Below are 18,983 nucleotides of genomic sequence, written 5' to 3'. Positions count from 1 at the left end.
AGCCTCTTTGCGCTTCACGACATCCAGCCAAGCCTCTGCAAAAAAAATGTTGACACTAACTACAAATGTAGTTACCGTGACGCTTTGTGTAATAGAATGGGTTTCGCGGATGACAGCTGGGGGAAGATTTGCATGAGTAAGAGACGGGCCGAACTGTCGGCATCGCAACTGGAGATCATGAAAATCATTTGGGAACGGGGCGAAACGACGATTTCCGAAGTGTGGCAAGAGCTTCAAACACGACGCAAAGTCGCACGGGCTACGGTGCAAACGGTCATCGGTCGATTGGAAGAAAAAGGCTGGCTCAAACATCGAGAGATTGGCCAAGCATTCTTGTATTCGGCCGTAAGCGAGCAATCTGAAATCCAACGTACCCTGGTAGATAATCTTTGCAATCAAGCGTTCGATGGCTCGGCCTCGGGGCTGGTATGGACCCTACTCGATAGCCGTGGTGTTTCGAAAAAGGATTTGGAACGTATTCGTGAATTGATTTCCAAAGCGGAAGGTCAGAAAAATAGGAGAGGCCAATCATGACAGTTCTGTTTCAACTCGGCGCACAGAGCGACTTCTTGGTATGGATGTTCAGGGCTTTCGCATTCGTGACGTTCGTTCTCATCGGTGCTTGGTTGCTGGCCAGATTTGCAGGAAGAAACAATCCGGCGTTTCGCTCTACGGTTTGGACAACATCCATCCTGCTGACGTTGCTGTTCCCATTGATGGCATGGCTAGGCGACGTCAGCGAAATGCAAGGGATCCAGATACCAACACTTGGCTACCATCCAAGGATCGAATCGGGAATCGATCGGTCCACAATCGCATCTCCGAATTCCCCAAATAACGCACCGCGCATTTCGCAACCCGCAGCCCAATCCAGTCCGCGAAGCCGAACCCCAGCAGCACCAAGCGAAGCCATCTCGCACAACAATCCGAATGTAGATATCGCTCCTGCCCCCGAAACCAAAAGCGCAACCGATCCAACAATGGTTCCGGCAGGTACAGAAAGATGGTTCGAACCAATCGCCATCGAGAGCTTCATCTTCATTTGGGGCATGGGAGTCGTCTTTGGTATCGCTCGATGGGCGCTCACCATGGCAGGGATTCGTAGACTCTTGGCCAAAGCTCGTTTCCAGCATGCACCGAGGCTCGAACGGATCGCTCAAAGTGCGCGCGAGTCGATTGGAATGCGTTGGCAACCGACCATTGGAACCTCCGAACATGCAAACTCCGCATTCGCGGTCTTTCACGGCCTGCGAGGATGCATAGTCCTACCAGAGAGGATGGTACGCGAGTTGTCAGACAAGGAACTGAAGGATGTGATTACGCATGAGTGCGCTCACTTGCATCGATTCGATCCGGTTCTTGGAATGATTCAAGCGATCGCGATGATTGTTTACTGGCCGCACCCACTGATCTATCTGGCAAAGCGGGAGTTTATTAAGTCGCGAGAAGAAGTGTGCGACAACTACGTGATGAGAAACTCTGACTGCATCGAATACGCGAAGACTCTTCTTTCGATTGCAGAGCGAGGCGTATTGGGCTCTGCCGTCGCCGGGGCCACCTCCTTCACCAGCTATGCAATGGGCCTCGAAGATCGGATTGCAGGGCTTCTTTGTGGGAGGCGACTTCGCAGTATCTCGACCAGTTGGCATGCGAAAGGGAGCATCGTTGGGATATTTACCGCATTAGCACTTTTGTGCGCTACCTCGACATTTGGATTGGCTGAAGATCAAGGGGTTCCAAGCTTTCCATGGCATTCGGAGCGGATGCAAGTGTTGGGGGACGAGAGAGGAAGATCATGGGGAAAGACCTGGGGTGGATTGGATGTTCATCCCGATGGACATCAACTCGTGACAGCTGACAATTTGGGAAATGTGTATCTTTGGAACTCCAACACCTTGGTGCTTGAAAAGCACTTCCGTTTCGATCCAAGCGTCCAATCGGCTCGATATTCGTGGGATGGAAATGCGTTGGTGGTCCTTCGTGCGGAAAAGCCCATGCTATGGATCGACTTGAAGTCGGGCTTCTATACGACGAAGGAATCCTCGGATAGTCCTTTGCCTGCACAAATCACCCACAAATGGTTTGGCGATCGAAGAAGCTTTCTCGTTGGATTGCAGCTTCTGCAGATTTCCAAAGCAGGTGAATTGGAGAAACCACCAAGTGTGGAACTAACACTAGAAGAGTTTTCCACAGGGAAGCCTACACCGACTTACAGTATCAAGGCGCTATCGAACGACGGTCAAAAAATTGCTGGGGTGCGTGAGGTGAGAGAGGAAGGCCAAGATGAACAAGGCCGACGCACGTCGAGAGTTGTCGATGGCAACGTGATTATCATGCAACGGTTTTCCGGCTTCGGTAAAGATACATTCCGCCGTCAGTTTGTTCTCAATCAACCCATCGCGGTGCAAGCCATGGCGTTTTCGAACAATAACCGTCTCTTAGCGATGAGCACAGCCGACGGAAAGACAACGGTTTTCGACATCACTGGGGATTGGCCCGTTAGCCAGGCCGTCTTCGAACACAGCGGTCATGTCCAAACACTTTGCTTCCATCCCAAGGGGAAGATGCTTACTGTCGGGGCAACGGATTTGGAATTGTGGGCTCTCGACGAGGACCAGGCGACCAAGCTGGTGTCGATTTCACGCAATCGATCCAACGCAAACTTGTTCGGGGGGGGAGGCCAATCTGCATTGCTTAGCCCGAATGGAGACGCCTTGTTCTTCTTGGATGGCGACTACGGAATAAGACGTTGGGATCTAACACAATCGAATAACGATTCAAACGACGCCGAACGACCTCGCTATGACGAAAGTCACCTACTCGCTTCCCGTTTAAGCACCAATCGACTCATTTCGTTTGAGCATAATTCTTATAACTGGCGACGGTATTTCGAAGAACCAGCGACCGGTGAAGTAGTCGTACGCGACTTGAAAGAACTCGACGCGCCACCCAAGTCACTATTCAAGATCGGGCCAGATCCTGCGTGGGGCATGTGCATGAGCAATGACCAACGCCGAATTGCGTTCTTCACTCAGCACGAGTCGAAAACGGCTCTCGAACTTTGGCAGGTTTCCATCGAGGGATCTCAACGACTGGACCGCATGGAGTTGGAAGCCTCACTACCTGTTTCTTCAGGAGGACTCGCATTCAGTCCTGATGGCACCACCTTAGTAAGTGGTGGAAAACAAGGTGCGATTCAGGTCTGGGACGTCTCGCAAGGAAAGCTTCGGCAGCGCGCTGCCATCGTACCGGACCCCGAGTTATGTGATATTCGTGGATTGCGTTTTTCATCCGATGGGTCGACCTTTGCGTCGATAGAATCACCTGGGGGAGTCAATCTATGGCGTCTAGAAACGCAGGACGGGGCACTAAAAAAACTGCGAACGATCGGCAACAGCATTGATGGTGTCGCGTGCGTTCACTATTCGAACGATGGAACGATGCTCGCGACGGGGGACGACCAAGGTAGGATCAAGCTGTGGCCTCTCGATAATGCAAATGCATCTCCGATAGCGTGCGCACACCATGATTCAAGAATCCATTCGTTGGAGTTTCGCTCCACGAACGACGAGATTCTATCGTGCGGGGAAGACGGCCAAGTCATCGTGTGGGACATCAAAAAAACAAAGATTATTCGCGCATGGCGTTATCCTGGTCCCGTGTTCGATGCCAGATTTGACGCCACTGAAAGCAAGATTGTTACCGCGAATTCCAACGGATCCATTTATGTTTGCGATTACCGTTGATCCAGGTCCTGTTGGAGTTTTTCGAGACGCTTGGGGGAGATGCTGATTCGGGTGCCGAGCTGCTGGGAGTGGAGCGAGACTCGCAACTCTTCAATACCCCAGCGGTATTCCAGCAGCTTACCCGTCGGCGACAATGTATCGACACCTAAGGCGTCTCTCGCTTTGCTTCGCACGCTTTGCCAAGTAGCCGCGGAGGGTTGTTGTCGCTCGATACGCGATTCGTAATCCACCCAAAATCGATGAGCGGTTTCCTCGATCGCCATGTCTTTGGTGCATCCTGTTGCTTTGAGCTTGTCGATGCGGACCGCGAGTGACTGAAGATAGCGAGGATACTCTTTGAGGATCACCCAAGGGGTGAGCCATGCCGAATGGGGACTCCACAAGCAGGTTAATTGGTTTTTGATCTGTTGAAGGCTGGGACCCCAACTCGAAGGGGCACGCTCCAAGAGCGCTCGCACTTTGTGATTGGCTTCCGCCAGCTTCGGTAGCCATCGGGCTACTTCGCCCGCTGCGAGACCGATTCGCTCGATCCGCTTCAATCTGGCCAAATCAAATTCGACTAGTGTCCGAGGAACCTGTGTTAGTGACTCCAAATGCCATTGGGTATCCAGGAAAGCCAATCGGGCGATGATGTCTCCGAGCCAATCGCGGAGTTTGTCCCCTGGCAATCGGTCGGATAGCCATAGTCCGCTGGTAGAGAATTGAGGCAAGTATTGGATATGGCTTCGAATTTCCTTCCGATCGATCCGGTGCATCAGTCGGGTCCAGCCAATTCGCAAGAGCTGCTCGGCCAGAAGAGGATGATCGACGGTGATGGTTTGCATCTGCTCGGGGGTCGTCAGCAATGTGGGATACAATTCCACACGTACCCCACCCCGCAATTCCGTGACCGATCGAGGAAGCTGCTCGATATCCCATTTTTCCAGCTTGCTTCGCATCCAGTCATACGAAGTCGACGGCGCATGCGTCTGAATGGCCTGGTGCACCACATGCTGACGTTCGCGCTGGATCGCTTCCAAATCCCGTCCGGTCTGGACTACCTTTCCTTCCTCGTCGAGCACTTCGATACGCATGCGCAAGTGCTCTGGCAGCGACGCCATATCGAAGTCGTCGCGCACGACCGGTTCGCGCAGATGGTTGGAGAGAATCTCACATAGGGATTTCCAGAACGGCAGCTGCGATTGGAATGCAGCGAGCCATTTGGGTACCAACAGCTTGGCGGTGTCCGGGACGGGAACCAGCTGTCGTCTCAAACGCTTGGGAAGCGATTTGATCAGTTGAATCAGCTTCTCCTCGAGCAATCCGGGGACCAGCCAATCCAGGCGGTCGGGATGAATTTGGTGAACGACCGCTGCTGGGATACTGACGCTGACTCCGTCGGTTTCATGACCGGGCTCAAAACGATATTTGAGATTTAATTGGGTCACTCCCACCGAGACTTGAGAGGGGTATTGCGCATCGACCTCGACCTTATCGATCGGGAGCAAGACATCGTTCCAATCGAGGTAGGGACTGGTGTTGTTTGCCTCTCGCTTGAGAGTCCGATCCCATTGCTCGAGGGTATTGCGATCGACGACGGCGGTTGGGATTCTCTTTTCGTAGAAGTCGATGAGGACTTGCGGATCGAGGATGAGATCTCGTCGGCGGGTCCGATCGGCCAGCGATTGCACTTGCTCCATAAAGGCTTGGTTGTGCATCCAGAATTTGGCCCGGGACACCAGTTCTCCGCCCGCCAACCCATGCTCGATCAGCAGCGTCCGGGCGAGAGGAGCATTCAATGGCGCGAGGGAAACCGCAATTCGCGGGGAAACCGGGAGCCCAAAAAGGGTACCGCGGCGCATGACCATCGCACGTCCCTGTTTTCGGCTGAAGTGAGCTTCTTCGTAACTGTACTTGATCAAATGGGCAGCGACCCGTTCGATCCATTCCGGTTCGATCTTCGCGGCAGTTCTCGCGTAGCGTTGGGTCGTCTCGATGCGTTCGGCCGAGACGATCCATTTGGGCTTTGCGCTTCGAATGCCCGAGCCGGGCCATAGCACAACCTCTAAGTTTTGAGCACCGCGGTACTTGCCCGTATCCTCCATCATAGCGATGCCAGAGAGCATGCCGGTGAGCAAAGAGAGATGAAGCTGATCGTATCCTTTTGGATATTGCGTATTGGCTTTGGGATCGGGTGCGCTTTCCCCTTTTCGATCCCCTCGACGTCCTGTTTCGGGGCGGAGACTTGGGGCCAGGTCCAAAGGCTCCAGTGCAACGGATGGTTTATGTGTCGAGACTTTGGAGTCTTTGCAATGCTCCAGAAGTTGCCGATGGACATCGGCCCATTCCCGGAGTCGGATGATAGACAAAAAGTTCTCTTGCAACGCTCGCGTTAAGCGGGAACGGCCCAATTGCTCACGCAGCCCTTGGTAGAAGTCCCAAATGCGAAGGTAGGCGAGAAAATCGCTGAGGGGATCTTTGAAGCGAAGGTGAGCTTCGTCGGCTGCACCACTTTTTTCAGGAGGGCGGATGCGGGGGTCCTGCGTCTCGAGTGCGGCGGCAACGATAAGCATTTCATGCAAGCACCCGTTGGCTTCGGCGGCGATGATCATCCGTCCGACGCGGGGATCGACAGGCCATCGAGCGAGTTTTCGACCTACATCGGACAAACGGTCTTCGGCATCTAGAGCGCCCAATTCGCGCAGGACATTCATCCCTTCGCGCACCGCATCCGGGCGAGGCGGGTCCAGCCATGGCAAACCCTCGATGTCCTCGATCCCCAGGGATTTGGTATGCACGATGGTCGCGGCCAAATCGCTTCGCCGGATCTCGGGGGTGGCAAAGGGGGGGCGGCTCAGAAAGTCTTGCTCGTCATAAAGGCGAATGGCGATGCCGGGACCCAACCGTCCGCACCGGCCGGAGCGTTGATTCGCGGAGGCCTGCGGAATCGGCTCGATGGGGAGCCTTTGGACTTTGCTTTTGGCGGCGAAGCGGGAGACGCGGGCGGTACCGGTATCGATCACATAGCGTATTCCCGGGACGGTGAGCGAACTTTCCGCGACGTTGGTCGCCAGCACGATGCGCGTTTTGCTGTGGGGCTGAAAGACCCTTTGCTGTTCGGCTTCGGTAAGTCTCGCGTAGAGGGGCAATACCTCGACATGCTGAACCATACCTCGCTGGGTCAAATGCCCTCGCAAGAGTTTGGCCGCATCGCGAATATCGCGTTCGGTCGGGAAGAAGGCCAGGATGTCACCTCGCCCTTCCGCGAACAGTTCGTCAACTGCGTCGCAGAACCGCGCTAATTGACTTTCGTCCTCGCTCCACTCTCCGGTTTCACGCGAGAGGGCTCGTTTGTCGTTAGCACCTCGGTAGCGGATTTCAACGGGATAGCTTCTCCCCTCTACCATGACGACGGGTGCGGGCCCCAGAGCGTCGACAAAGTGTTCTGAGAAACGCTCCGCATCGATCGTAGCGCTCGTGATCACCACGCGAAGTTCCGGGCGTTTCGGTAAAAGCCTTTGCAGGTACGCCATCAGGAGATCGATGTTGAGCGAACGCTCGTGCGCTTCGTCAACAATGATGCAATCGTATGCGTCGAGGAACCGGTCCCGTTGGATCTCGGCGAGGAGAACCCCATCGGTCATCAGTTTGATCCAGGATTCCGGCTTGGTCTGGTCGTTGAACCGAACTTTAAAACCAACCGCGTCCCCGAGCTTGGAATCCATCTCTTCGGCAACTCGGGCTGCGACGGAACGGGCCGCGATCCTTCGCGGTTGGGTATGCCCGATCCAGCCCGTTTGGCCAAACCCAGCTTCGAGGCAGAGTTTGGGGAGCTGGGTGCTTTTTCCGGAACCGGTTTCGCCGCAGATGACCACGACCTGGCGATGCCGGAGCAGATCGATAATCTTTTCCCGCGCGGCGGTGATGGGTAGCTCGGGATCGTACGAAAGATTCCTAGGTACCTTTTGCCGTCGCTCGTAGGTTTCCAGCGACTGGGCGAGCAGATGTTCCCACCGCTGGAGATCGGCTTCCCTCCGCTTGCCATCCGGGATGCGGAGGATGCGATCTCGTTGTTGTTTGAGCCGCAGGTAGTGGCGGTGCAGCAATCGGTCTTGGGGAAGCGGACAGAGAGATTGCGAACGATTGCGTTCCCCCGAAGGAGCTTGGTTCATGAACGTTCCCAGCGAACAGCGAAGAGTCGCGCGAGAACGATAAAAACCGCCGCGCATCCGGTGAGCACTCCTAGCTCCAATCCAATTTCCTCCAACGATAGCTCTCTCCAAAAGACTTTGTTGTAGCCTTCGAGTGCCCAAGCGTTAAACGTAGCCAAGCCGACCCGTTGCATCGATTCGCTCATCAGGTAGCGAGGTACCATGCTCCCGCCCAGAGCGCTCATGCTTAGAATGACAATCGTCGACATCCATCCCAGCTGCGTCCGCGATTTGCACAGAGAAGCGAGCAACAAGGCAAAGCTCGAAGCGGCTCCAGCGGTGACGAGTGTCATCGCTGCAAAGCCATCGAAGTGTCTCCAGAGCTCGATTCGAAACACGATCGATCCCCACAGAAACATTAAAAACATTTGGATGCACCCAACGATGGTCAAATAGGCCCACTTGCCCAACAGCAGCTGGTCCATCGTCAATCGGCTGCAGAGAAGGCGATCGAGCGTCGAATTCTCGCGTTCTTCGAGGAGCGAACCGCTGGCGGTCGTCGCACTGAACAGGAGAAACATCACCGCGATGCCTGCTGCGTACATCGCGATAACCGGGTTGGTTTTGTTACCGCCGATCAAGTCCACGCTTTCGATGACCGGCATTCCGCTCGGAGTGGAGGTTCCAAACGCGGTGGCTGCGGCGGGTGTGTAAGAAGCGGGAATGACGTCGCCGGTTCTAGTCCCCACGGTGCCCGCGCCGGTTGGCGGAGATCCGTTGGGCAGAGATCCGGTCGGAAGAAATCCAAGAGAACCCGGCGTTGGAATGGCTTTGCTTTGGGCCGTGAATACGGACTTCTGAACGACCGCTACCAACACTTGCGATGCCACTTGATCGAACGAGTCGGTCAAGACCTCTATCTTCGGTGCATCGGTTTGATTAGAGCTTTTCGAAAAGACGACGGCCGCGGAGACCATGCCGCGTCGGACCAACTCTTCGGTTTCGGCGCGATCGATCTGTTTGAGGGTTCCTGCTTCGTCTACATCTTGTGTAATTCGCAAAGACTTTTGTTGTTGCAGCTCGTCGATTGCTCTTTGAGTCAAGGAGGAGCCAGACTCATCGCAGATCGCGATCTTGATCTTCGGGGTCGAGGAAGAGGAATCTCTCGAACCGAAGATCAGTGCGAAGATGCTGAAGAACAAAATGGGCACGACGAAGGTCAGCACCATTTCGGAGCGATTGTTCTTCAACCGTCGCCAGCTTGTTTGCACGACGGTCCAGATCATTCCCGAAGCTCCTTGCCAGTCAAATGCAAAAAGACATCGTGAAGATTGGGTTGATGGACATCAAGGTCTTTCAAGGTCCCTCCGAGTCGCTGAATGCTTTGCAATAACTCAGGCAACTCCTCGGCAACGTTTCCGATGTAGGCGTGGAAGCGCTCGGTTTTGGAATCCCAGCGTAGGCCCTTGGGGGTGGTGACCATCAATCCTTCAATCGAAACACTGACCAAGCGATCCGAGCCGATGGTGGACTCCAAGAGGGACTGAATGGTCCCTTCCGCGATGACTTGTCCGTGATCGACGATCACGATGCGGTCGCTACGTTGCTCGGCTTCCTCTAAATGATGCGTGGTCAGAACGATGCTGGTTCCAGCGAAATGCAGTTCGTCGAGCATATCAAAAATGCGTTGTCGGCTTTGTGGATCGACACCGACCGTAGGTTCGTCCAATAGCAACACGCGAGGGCGATGCAAAACTCCGCAGGCGATATTAACACGCCGTTTCATCCCGCCGGAGAAGGTACGGGTCAAATCGTGGGCTCGGTCGGTCAGACCGATCCACTCCAAAGCCCAAGCCACCCGTTCCCGGAGACTGCCGGAGCGGAGCCCGTGCAATCGACCAAAGCACTCGAGGTTTTCTTTGGCGGTCAAATCTGGGTAAATGGCCAACTCCTGTGGGATGACCCCGAGATGTAGCAAGGCTCCTGGGGCATGGATCGGTTTTCCTAAAAGGGTGACCGATCCGCTGTCGGGTCGGACGCGACCGCAGATCGCGCGGATCAGAGTGGTTTTGCCCGCACCATTGGGACCGAGCAAGGCAAGCCGTTCCCCCTCCCGTACTTCAAAAGAGAGGCCTCGGAGCGCTTCGGTTGCACCGAACTTCTTTCGGATACCATCAACCCTGAGCACCGCGTTGCCAGCGGTGCCGTCCGGGGAGCTCGAAGTGTTCGTGGGAGTGAGAAGCGAGGACACTAGTAAGGCTGCACGAGGTGAAAAAATCGAGGAGGATGAAGCCGATTACACGGCCGATTATACGTACGGCCCTGTTCAAAAGAAATGTAGATTCCTACTCCCTAGCCGCCATTCGATACCTGGGAGCAAACGACCAATAAGGAGGGTTTTGGTTCGCTTGCATTTCCAAATAGTTTCGATTGTTGATCGGCAGGTCCTTGAGCAAGTTCGCGATATCTTCAAGAACGTTTACGCTGCTTCCGTAGTAGGAATGCCCCAAAAGACTCGAATCGATCGACGTGGCATCGATGGTCTCGATACCTGGGAACACGACCACACCGTGACTGGAATCTCCAACCCGTTGGCCTTGATTAAAGTATCTCGAGGCGAGTAGGGCGAGATCGGTTTGCGACGTATACAGCGTGACGCGTTTCGCTTTACTGGTAATCCGGGGAGCGATTTGCTCGCGGAAGACCCCTGCATCGATATCTGGAGCGGCCAAAATGACTTGGCTGAACAAAGGCCCGTCGCTTTCCAGCTTTGCGAGCGCCTGGGTCAATCCCACGTTCCCCATACTGTGGGCGACGAGATGGATTGCCTCTGCACCGGAGTCCCTCGCGAGTTGCTCGAGGAAGGCGCGTATCTGACCGACGCTGGCTTGAATATTCAATGCATCATCCGGGTAGCGATACCAATCGTTGTGGGAAGGCCAGCTATAGAACACAGGAGCTCCCTGAAATTGAAGATCGACTGCCATCTGCGCGGTGCGCCGCGCCGCATCTTCAAAGGAAACGTTGTAGCCATGAATAAACACCAGCAGATTCTTGCCGGTTTGATCCATGTTCGTGTGAAGCTTCTTAAAGAATTCATCTCGCTCTAATTGCTCGGTCTTCGCGAGAATGATGTGTTGCGAGGGATTCTCTTTCACTTCGAACCGCATGAAGAGCGAAGGGGATTCGAGTTGCCCTGGGACGTGGGTTTCCGGGATGGTGACCTGGCAGACACCGAACTTTACTTCATCCGCATAATCTCCGCTGTAAAGGGCTGGCGATCGGAGGAACCAAGCGGAGCCATCCAAGGTGTCTTGGGCGAGAAACACGACCCCAGCTAAACCGACCAATGCCGTCAGCGCGTAGCGCGTCGCTCGTTGCCAAGCAAAGGCAACCAAGCAGATGACAAGGCATAGGACGGCGATCGCAAACAGACTCCATCGCAACGCATGGCTGAACTGCGAGATCAGTTTCAAGGCGCGGTTGGTACCGTAGAACACATCCACTCGCCGCGAGATGCCTGCTTCGCGATCGACAGCGGAAAGAGGGGGAAGAGGTGCTGGCACAGCACGATCCCCCAGCCACTTGTCGGGCGGTGGAGGAGCGGTCGCGACAGCTTCGGCCGCGGGCCTCGGCGTTCCCACGACCTCTCCCGGTTCAGGTTCTCGAGCCGAAAAGACGATGGCTTGCCGCATTGCGGAGGACATCCCATCCGTTTCTTCTCCTCCTGCTCCCAGACCGTCGGTGAAGTCATCGACCAATCTCCAAGCTTGCAATGCGATCGGTGAATTCGCAGGGGATTGGTCGATCCTGGTGAAGAGCGCGGGAACAATCGAATCATCGAAATTCCAAGCGGTTCGAAGCGACTCTTCGAATGCCATGCCTTCTTCATCCCCCGACACATATTTGAGTAGATCATTCCAATCGGCCGCTGGCATTCCAACCAGAGTTCGAAAGGCGATCAACCTTTGAGGAAGGGAGGCCGTCTTGGATTCCAAGGTTTCACGAAGGGCTTTTCGGCCTGGTTCACCGATCTCTCGGGCGATATTCTCGATCGATTCGTCGAGCTTTTTGCTCGGAACCATTGCCAACAGAAGATGTATGGCGGTATTGGTTTCCCCTGCCAGGTGATAACCATACCGAGCGGCGCATGCGAGCAACTCGTCCTCGACGTGGGTGTATTCCGAGAGAACTGGAATGGCACAGCTACCGGTGGCATGCGCGAGCGTATGCAATGCAGCTGCCTTGATCTGAGGGGACTCGTCTTCCGCGTTGATGACATTCATCATGTCATTCACGACGGCCACTGTATCGACGGAACATAGGCCTCGAGCTTGATAAGCGGCGAGCCTTTCCTCGAGCCAATACGACGAGTCGTTTGCAATCCGACTGCAAAGCCTATCGAGCTGCTCATCCCGCGCGCCAACGATTTCACATGCGCGGAGCAAGTCAACAATGCAGCGGTTATCCGGGTCGACATGGAGATCGCGAAGGATCGTTTCTCGCAATCGTTTGCTTGCCAGTTCCGGATTGGATTTCAGAATTCTCGCGGCGCGCAACTTGGCTTCGGCAGACTCGCGCTTATCACATAGGAGCGAAACGATGACGGAGACTTCCCTTTCACCGAGGCCTTTGACATGCTGCAAAGCGGCCAAAGTGAGCTCGCGTACGCCACCATCGGTGTTGGAAATCAAGTCGATGAGTCGCGGTGCGATCTGCGAGCAGGCTTCTCCATGGTACGAACAAGCCGCGAGGGCCTCCATGACGAGGGAATCACTATCGACCTCCTCCTGCATCAGGAGACTTTCGATCGACCGAAGAACTTCGGCGTCACCAGGCAGATACTCGCTTAACGCATGAACCAATTCACCTCGCCGCCAGCTATCCTCGCTATCGTTTTCGAGGATGGCCAGCCCATATCGCTTGACAGCCTGTCGCTCGGATTCACTCACGCGATCTCGGTTCTTGGTGAGGAGCGCGAACAACTCTGTTAAACGCGAGGGTGACCGTTGTTGCAGAGAGAATCGAATGATTTGCGAAAGGATCTGCGGCTCGCACATGGGACTCTGAGCTAGGGATGCCAGAGCCAGCAAACGATCTTCCTCGCTCCGAGCCGAATTGCAAGCGACCGAAGCGAGCGCTCTGCGAACTGCCTCTCTTTGGGGCGTTGCGATGGTCAATAAGAAAGCTTGATTCGCGTCGAATTCCTTTTTGCCCTGCATCAACACCGCAGACAGCACATCGTCGTCATAGTTGTCCGAAAGCAGGAGCATGAACTCGAACCATCGCGGAGGGGCGGTGGTCACGAGTTCTTCCAGAGCCCGCTGTCGGTCTGCCGAGGAGAGGGCTGGCAAATGACGATGGGCATAACGCCACATCTCAACAAGTTGATCTTCTTCGATTCGAAAGAAATCATCGAGGAACTGTTGAGTCTCCTTGTTGATCGCACGTTGATTCGTCGGCGGAAGGCCCCGTGGGAGAGTTTGGGTGCCAGCAAGGTGCAACTGTTCGTTTCGGTCGATGAAGGCATCGATTTGACGTTGGATGCGAGCGTACGTCCCGATGGAATCCAACCGGGCAGACGCATTGCGATAGAGCGGAGCGAGGTCCTCCCACTTGGGGAAGCTTCGACGGGAAAATCGGATTCGATCAAGCTTGACCGCCGAACTTCCGATCGCCTTGGCAGCAGCGAAGCGAACTTCCTTGCTCTCATCGTTCAATGCCTCCACGAGCTGTGGAAGACTTTCAGGAAGTGTCGAGAGATCGCGGACGGCAAGTTCCCCGATAGCACGAATTGCCTCCGCTCGGCGCGCGACGTCGCTCTGGGGGCCCGTAAAATCGGGATACCGAGGCGTTTGCCCTTGAGCCCAGAGACTGAGGCAAAGAGCGATCAACAAGCCTAGGAGGTTGGAACTATTCAAAAAACGCATCGACACTTCCCCGCAATGGTTAGCCGGACAGGAATAGTCTGTCGATTAGCAGGATGAGATCGCTAGCACAAGATGGATTCGGAGGTCCGCTGTCAGTTTAGCAGCATGCGAAGGGCGGCAGCGGCCGTCAGCGCCAGAACGATGCTATCAAAGATCCGCTGGGAGACCCATTTCAGCAACATCTTGCCCAAAACAAGTCCGATTGCAACAACCGGAAGGAGGATGGCATTGAGCCACAACGTATCGACTCGGATCAGTCCAAGCCCCCAGCTAAAGGGGAGTTTGATGACGTTGATCAGGAGAAAGAACCAAGCGGCGGTTCCTACAAATTCCATCTTCGGCAGTCCGATCGCTAGGAGATAGAGACCGAAAACCGGTCCGGCTGCGTTGGCAAGCATCGTGGTCGAACCGGCCAGAATGCCCATGCTCCAAGCGAACCACGCGCTGTGAGGAACCGACTCGAGCCACTCCCCTTTCCAGATGCGGATAATCTGCAGACCTACCAAGCCGAGAATGATCACCCCAATCAAAGGCTTGTAAAGAGATTCGGGGAGCCAAGTCATCATCCAGGCGCCCAGGAGGATCCCCGCCAAGGCGGGAGGAAGCATCTTGCGGATAAAGCCCCACTTCGCGTGCTTTCCGTAGGTCCACATCGCGAACAAGTCCCCGGCAATCAACAGAGGGAGCACCAGTCCGGTCGATTCTCTCGCGCCGAAGAGATGGGCGAAGATCAGCACATGGACCATGCTGACACCTGCGAAGCCGCTTTTCGTGATGCCGATGCCCAACGCTGCAATCGCGAGGAGTGCCCATTGCCAAGGCTGGTCAATCATGCTGCTTCTCGGATCGAAGCTGCAGCAATACCGCGATGTCCAATTGTCGAAGGAACGAGCGAAGCGAGCGAGCACGATGGCTGATCGCACGTTTCACCCCCAATCCCATTTCTGCGAACGTTTGGTGGTACTCGGCGATCTCGAAGAGTGGATCGTAGCCGAACCCTCCTTGGCCCCTCGGTTCTTTTAAAACACGTCCCCAACATTCACCGCTCGACTCCAGATGAACCACGCCGTCGGGGTCCGAGAGAGCGATAGTCGAAACATAATAAGCATGTCGATGCGTAGCTGGAACGTCTTTCATGCGTTCCAGGAGCAACGAGTTGTTCGACGCGTCGGTAGCTCCCGCGCCGCTGAATCGAGCGGAGTAAATGCCTGGTTCGCCATCGAGCGCTACGACGCACAGCCCGCTGTCTTCGCCTATTGCCCAAATGCCACGATGCTGAGCCTGCGCCATAGCTTTGATACGCGCATTCTCGATGAAGGTCGAACCGGTTTCCTCGACATCAAAGTGGTCTTCGAAATCTTTGGGACAACAAATGTCAAAACCACGAGGTCGAAGTTCATTTCCGAGTTCGAGGATTTTTTTCTTGTTGTTGGTCCCGAGAAAAAGCAACCGGTGCTGCAATAGATCGCTAAGAGAGTATGCCATCTCGAATGCCGTGTCGCAGGCTCTCGATGGACGGCGACCGATCAAGGACTGATGCGACGTAATTTCTGAAGGGTGGGTGAATCGCTGCTACCCTCACGATTCTCGCCCTCTGCGCGATTCGGACCGCTCGGAGGCTTTCGAGTGGAAATCGGTCTCGATGCCGCATCGGAGGATGTCAGTATGGCATCCGGTGGAGGAACCACCGTTGCAACGAGCTCGGATTCTACTTCGAACACCTCTTCGACGCTATAACCGCCAGGTGTAGATCCGATGACGAGCGGGCGCTGCCCTCGCGCTGGATACTTGGTCGCCATCGCTTTGGCCGTGCTAACAAACTGATCTCGGACACGAGGATCGACGGAGTCCAATCGCGAAGCCAAGTTCTGCAGGCCGACCGGGTTGTTGACGGCTACCTGAGACACTTGACCTACAAACGCGACGCACTCCACAAAGTTGTAGTCAGCGCTCTTGTTGACCAGCGGTCCCAGGGTTCGGACGACCAAGTCCGCCCCTAGATTCTCCAACTTCAAAAACACGTCCATCGTGACAGACATTTGTGGAACTCCACCGGATGCTGGCAACGCTTTGTGATGAAGGACGACGACGCTTTTCCCGTGCAACTCCTTAGGCCACATGCTTCCTTTGTAGCCGCCAGTCACATGATAAATGTGCGTGGTATCGTTACCGAAAATGAGATCCATTTTGCAAGTCGTGCCGGAACCATCATCTCCTGCCAACTGGTACTGACCCAATCGCTGCAGCGAGACACGGGTGATTCCCATCACATCCCAAATGTTCACAATCACTTCTGGATTGCGCACCAGGAACGAAAACATCTCCGGGTCGCATTCGACCGATTGCGAGGGGAGGCGTCGGAAATAACTGGCGTGGTCGACGACCTCACGGATCTTCGACGATGCTGCTTGCGTCAGTTGTGGGTAGGGAAGCGATCGTATCGCTTGGTCGCGCGCTTCTCGAGTGGAGTTTCCGACGGGAATCGTGACCTCGGGTTCTGGCCGCAACCCCTGAGCCTGCGTTGCCGAGCAAGCCAGTACGACGGCAAGCCCGCTTGTCGCAAGCATTCGAATGGAATTCGCTAGACGCAAAGCTGGCATTCCAATTCCGTTCGGAAACGAGAATAAAGAATTGATCGATCTTTGTCTGGCGCCCCTACCAAACTCGGATGTCTCGATCGGTCTTCTTTTATCGTCAAGGGAGTCGGGGTTTGGCCAGACGAATTAATCAGAATCCTCATGGGGTATTTTCCCGATCCAGGTCCTGAATCAATGCGGTCAGATATCGTTCCCAACCGGCGCGATCGTGCGGAGTTACCGCTTTGAATTTCGCGTCTTGCTCGGCAGGAATCCGTTGCAACGAATCCCTAGCCAGCTCGAGAGAGCGACGGCAATCGGCGAGCCGACCAAGCTTTCGTTGGCACAGCGCGATCTGTTTGCGGGCTTCGAGCGATTCGGGTTCATTGATAAAGCGATTGGCGGCATCCGTATAAGCGATCAATGCTTCTTCGTACTCCTCGTCGTTGAAGTACAAATCGGCTTCTCCAAAGAAACTATTTCGAAGAAGATCGTCGAGGTTGCTGACCAGCGCACGCGAAGCGTCCCGGTCGGCCAAAATCTCTTGCCGCAATCGACTGTATGCCTTCCTGGCCTGAACCAAGAGCTCTTTCTTTTGCGACTTGAGAGAGGCCAATCGCTCTTCGCTGGCGATCTTGCTCTCTCTCAGTTGTATCTCTGGCCAAAACGAGGCATGCTGGTAGCCTTGTGCCATTTGATACAAGAATTGAAATCGGCGTACATCGGTGGGATAACGGCGGAGGAATTCCTCGATGCGCCGGATCGATTCCAGCAACTGCTCCTGGCTCGCTTCGACTTGGCCAAGAAAGTCTTGCATCTTGCTCGGATTCGCTTCGATCTCGTTCCGAGCCTTCAACAACCCTCTCTCCCCGCGAGAGAAGAGCATCAGTGCAAGCTCGAAGAGAGACTCCCTCCATATAGGACTTTCCGGTCGAAGTTCCCCCGACAGGTTTTCCAACATCAAGTCTTGCGCTTCATCGAACGCATCCTGTTGACGTTTCAACTTCGCCAACTCTAGCCTCGCGTCGTAGATCAGTGGTGTGTCGATATTGCTAGCCAGGATCTGCTGCAACGATTTCATCGCATCGTCACTTTTTTCCATCGATGCCAAGTTCTTAGCCCGAACGAAGTAACCTTTTGGCCGATTCGCACGGTCTTGCAAACTGATATAGCGATCCAACATCCGATTGCTGCTGAGATAGTCGCCTGATTTGCGATAGTTTTCGATCGAGCTCCAAAGCCAGTCGTCATACTCTTTGGCGCGTGGCAGCTGCCGAGTCAGATCTTCGTATGCTTTGCCCGCACTTCGATAATGCTCCAGTCGATCGCGATCGTTGCTTCCACCCTTCGGTAGACTCTCCGCCCACTTCTCATAGAGGCTGCTCTCGAGGCGGATGCGATCGAGCATGTCGCAGAATTTAGGGAGGCTGCTCACAAACTTCTGCGCTTGCGGATATCGCCCCATGTCAATCAACGTTTGGCAAGCAGCGGTAACTCTATCTCGCAATCCCGATATAGGTAACCAGTCGGTGTAATACCACCTCAAGTCGCCGAGGTTATTGGAAACCTGGACCATGGTATCGATTGCATCGTCCACACGATCCGCTTGGATTAGGGTTTCGATCTCTTCGATCCCCGCGGCCAAACTCTCCGGTTCATAGGGGGACGATAGCCTTAGGATGCTGAGAATACTGATCGCTTCGGTGAGTCTTCCTAGGGAACGAGTCACCTTGCCTTGATCTAAGTTCGCTTGCCTGCGAACCGAAATAGTCGTTTTGGGAGATTTGAGTACCGCTGCCAAATACTCCAATGCCTTTTCCAAACGCTTGGTCCTGCCCTCTGGAGAGTTCTCTCGTTTGGAAAGTTCCATTTCACATTTGCCAGCGAATAGGTCGCTCAAGGGGCGGTAGTTCGAGTTCTTGGGAATGCGAGCTTGCAACGCATCTACCTTTTCAAACTCACCGGCTGCGAAGTATGCCTGCATCTCTTTGATGTCCGCCCGCTCGTCGTCGTCGGCGGAGCTTCGCGGCAAGGTTCTCCAGTGAGAAATACGATCCAACGCATTCTCGATATCTTGTCGATCACGCGACAAGTCGATATCGACGAGACGCTCGATGGCGTCCGATCTGCCCGCGGGCCATCTCGCGGAAGCAATCGCCAATGGCTCTTCCGCCTCATCCCACCGAAACAAGTCGAAGAGCGCCATTCCCAAATGGTAATTGGCGAGTCCTTCGAATCCGTCTGGAAAAGAATAGCTGCGGCTCTTTGTGAGATACTCTACCGCTTTTTCGTTTCGCTCCATTGCGACGGGACGCTGCTCGATACTGCGCGCTAAGTTTCTCTCGCGAGCTCCCAGCAAGAATAGCTTTTTCGAATGGTCTGAGTTCTTGACGAGATCCGCGTCTTCGACAACCGACGCAAGCCTCGCAGCGACATCGATCTCCCCTTTGGACAGGAGCCTCAAGGCCAAATCCAGCTGCTCGGTGGGAGCTGGCTCTGGAAACGCATAGAGGTACACTCCGAGCGCTGCAAAGGAGGTGAGCACCAGTACGGCCACCGCACCTAAGAGTGTCTTCATGCTCAATCCGCGCCGTCGACGTT

The 18,983-nt window shown here is 54.8% G+C and carries 10 protein-coding genes; 2 read left to right on the top strand and 8 right to left on the bottom strand.

Annotated features, from left to right (window positions below; all coding sequences use genetic code 11):
• Positions 1-132 precede the first annotated feature (132 nt).
• Together VN12_RS13130 and VN12_RS13125 are read left to right on the top strand one after the other, a co-directional pair.
• Positions 133-534, top strand: a complete 402-nt coding sequence (locus tag VN12_RS13130; protein WP_168164387.1) for a BlaI/MecI/CopY family transcriptional regulator — start codon at positions 133-135, stop codon at positions 532-534.
• Positions 531-3,746 (top strand): M56 family metallopeptidase, encoded by a 3,216-nt coding sequence (locus VN12_RS13125; protein ID WP_146677264.1) that lies wholly within the window; start codon positions 531-533, stop codon positions 3,744-3,746. Before VN12_RS13130 ends, VN12_RS13125 begins: the two co-directional genes overlap by 4 nt.
• Here the strand turns inward: VN12_RS13125 and hrpA are convergent.
• From hrpA to VN12_RS13085, 8 genes are all read right to left on the bottom strand, one after another.
• Positions 3,737-7,897: an ATP-dependent RNA helicase HrpA gene (gene hrpA, locus VN12_RS13120; protein ID WP_168164386.1), complete on the bottom strand. Its 4,161-nt coding sequence runs from the start codon at positions 7,895-7,897 to the stop codon at positions 3,737-3,739. The two genes, VN12_RS13125 and hrpA, sit on opposite strands and share 10 nt — an antisense overlap.
• On the bottom strand, positions 7,894-9,162 hold the full coding sequence (locus tag VN12_RS13115) for an ABC transporter permease (protein ID WP_146677262.1): 1,269 nt from the start codon (positions 9,160-9,162) through the stop codon (positions 7,894-7,896). Before VN12_RS13115 ends, hrpA begins: the two co-directional genes overlap by 4 nt.
• Complete coding sequence (locus VN12_RS13110) at positions 9,159-10,064, bottom strand: ABC transporter ATP-binding protein (RefSeq protein WP_205855031.1); 906 nt, start codon at positions 10,062-10,064, stop codon at positions 9,159-9,161. The genes VN12_RS13115 and VN12_RS13110 overlap by 4 nt, the downstream gene beginning before the upstream one ends.
• 157 nt (positions 10,065-10,221) lie before the next feature.
• Positions 10,222-13,806 carry an alpha/beta hydrolase gene (locus tag VN12_RS13105; protein ID WP_146677260.1) on the bottom strand — a complete coding sequence of 1,195 codons (3,585 nt, stop codon included), beginning with the start codon at positions 13,804-13,806 and terminating at the stop codon, positions 10,222-10,224.
• A 92-nt stretch (positions 13,807-13,898) separates the two neighbouring features.
• Positions 13,899-14,639, bottom strand: a complete 741-nt coding sequence (locus VN12_RS13100) for a sulfite exporter TauE/SafE family protein (protein ID WP_146677259.1) — start codon at positions 14,637-14,639, stop codon at positions 13,899-13,901.
• Positions 14,632-15,291: an RdgB/HAM1 family non-canonical purine NTP pyrophosphatase gene (gene rdgB / locus VN12_RS13095; protein WP_146677258.1), complete on the bottom strand. Its 660-nt coding sequence runs from the start codon at positions 15,289-15,291 to the stop codon at positions 14,632-14,634. Before rdgB ends, VN12_RS13100 begins: the two co-directional genes overlap by 8 nt.
• 41 nt (positions 15,292-15,332) lie before the next feature.
• Positions 15,333-16,406 carry a hypothetical protein gene (locus VN12_RS13090; protein WP_146677257.1) on the bottom strand — a complete coding sequence of 358 codons (1,074 nt, stop codon included), beginning with the start codon at positions 16,404-16,406 and terminating at the stop codon, positions 15,333-15,335.
• A gap of 136 nt (positions 16,407-16,542) precedes the next feature.
• The gene (locus VN12_RS13085) at positions 16,543-18,960 is read right to left on the bottom strand and encodes a tetratricopeptide repeat protein (protein ID WP_168164385.1); all 2,418 of its coding nucleotides are present in this window, start codon (positions 18,958-18,960) and stop codon (positions 16,543-16,545) included.
• Positions 18,961-18,983: the final 23 nt, after the last annotated feature.

This window comes from Pirellula sp. SH-Sr6A, assembly GCF_001610875.1.
GTDB lineage: Bacteria > Planctomycetota > Planctomycetia > Pirellulales > Pirellulaceae > JBKCUI01.
The sequence above is the reverse complement of the archived record's forward strand: the minus strand, read 5'-3'. Positions and strand labels throughout refer to the sequence as shown.

Excerpts from the sequence above, each read along its gene's own strand:
- VN12_RS13130 (WP_168164387.1), top strand. The coding sequence starts at position 133 with ATGAGTAAGAGACGGGCCGAACTGTCGGCATCGCAACTGGAGATCATG.
- VN12_RS13125 (WP_146677264.1), top strand. The coding sequence starts at position 531 with ATGACAGTTCTGTTTCAACTCGGCGCACAGAGCGACTTCTTGGTATGG.
- hrpA (WP_168164386.1), bottom strand. The coding sequence starts at position 7,897 with ATGAACCAAGCTCCTTCGGGGGAACGCAATCGTTCGCAATCTCTCTGT.
- VN12_RS13115 (WP_146677262.1), bottom strand. The coding sequence starts at position 9,162 with ATGATCTGGACCGTCGTGCAAACAAGCTGGCGACGGTTGAAGAACAAT.
- VN12_RS13105 (WP_146677260.1), bottom strand. The coding sequence starts at position 13,806 with ATGCGTTTTTTGAATAGTTCCAACCTCCTAGGCTTGTTGATCGCTCTT.
- VN12_RS13100 (WP_146677259.1), bottom strand. The coding sequence starts at position 14,639 with ATGATTGACCAGCCTTGGCAATGGGCACTCCTCGCGATTGCAGCGTTG.
- rdgB (WP_146677258.1), bottom strand. The coding sequence starts at position 15,291 with ATGGCATACTCTCTTAGCGATCTATTGCAGCACCGGTTGCTTTTTCTC.
- VN12_RS13090 (WP_146677257.1), bottom strand. The coding sequence starts at position 16,406 with ATGCCAGCTTTGCGTCTAGCGAATTCCATTCGAATGCTTGCGACAAGC.
- VN12_RS13085 (WP_168164385.1), bottom strand. The coding sequence starts at position 18,960 with ATGAAGACACTCTTAGGTGCGGTGGCCGTACTGGTGCTCACCTCCTTT.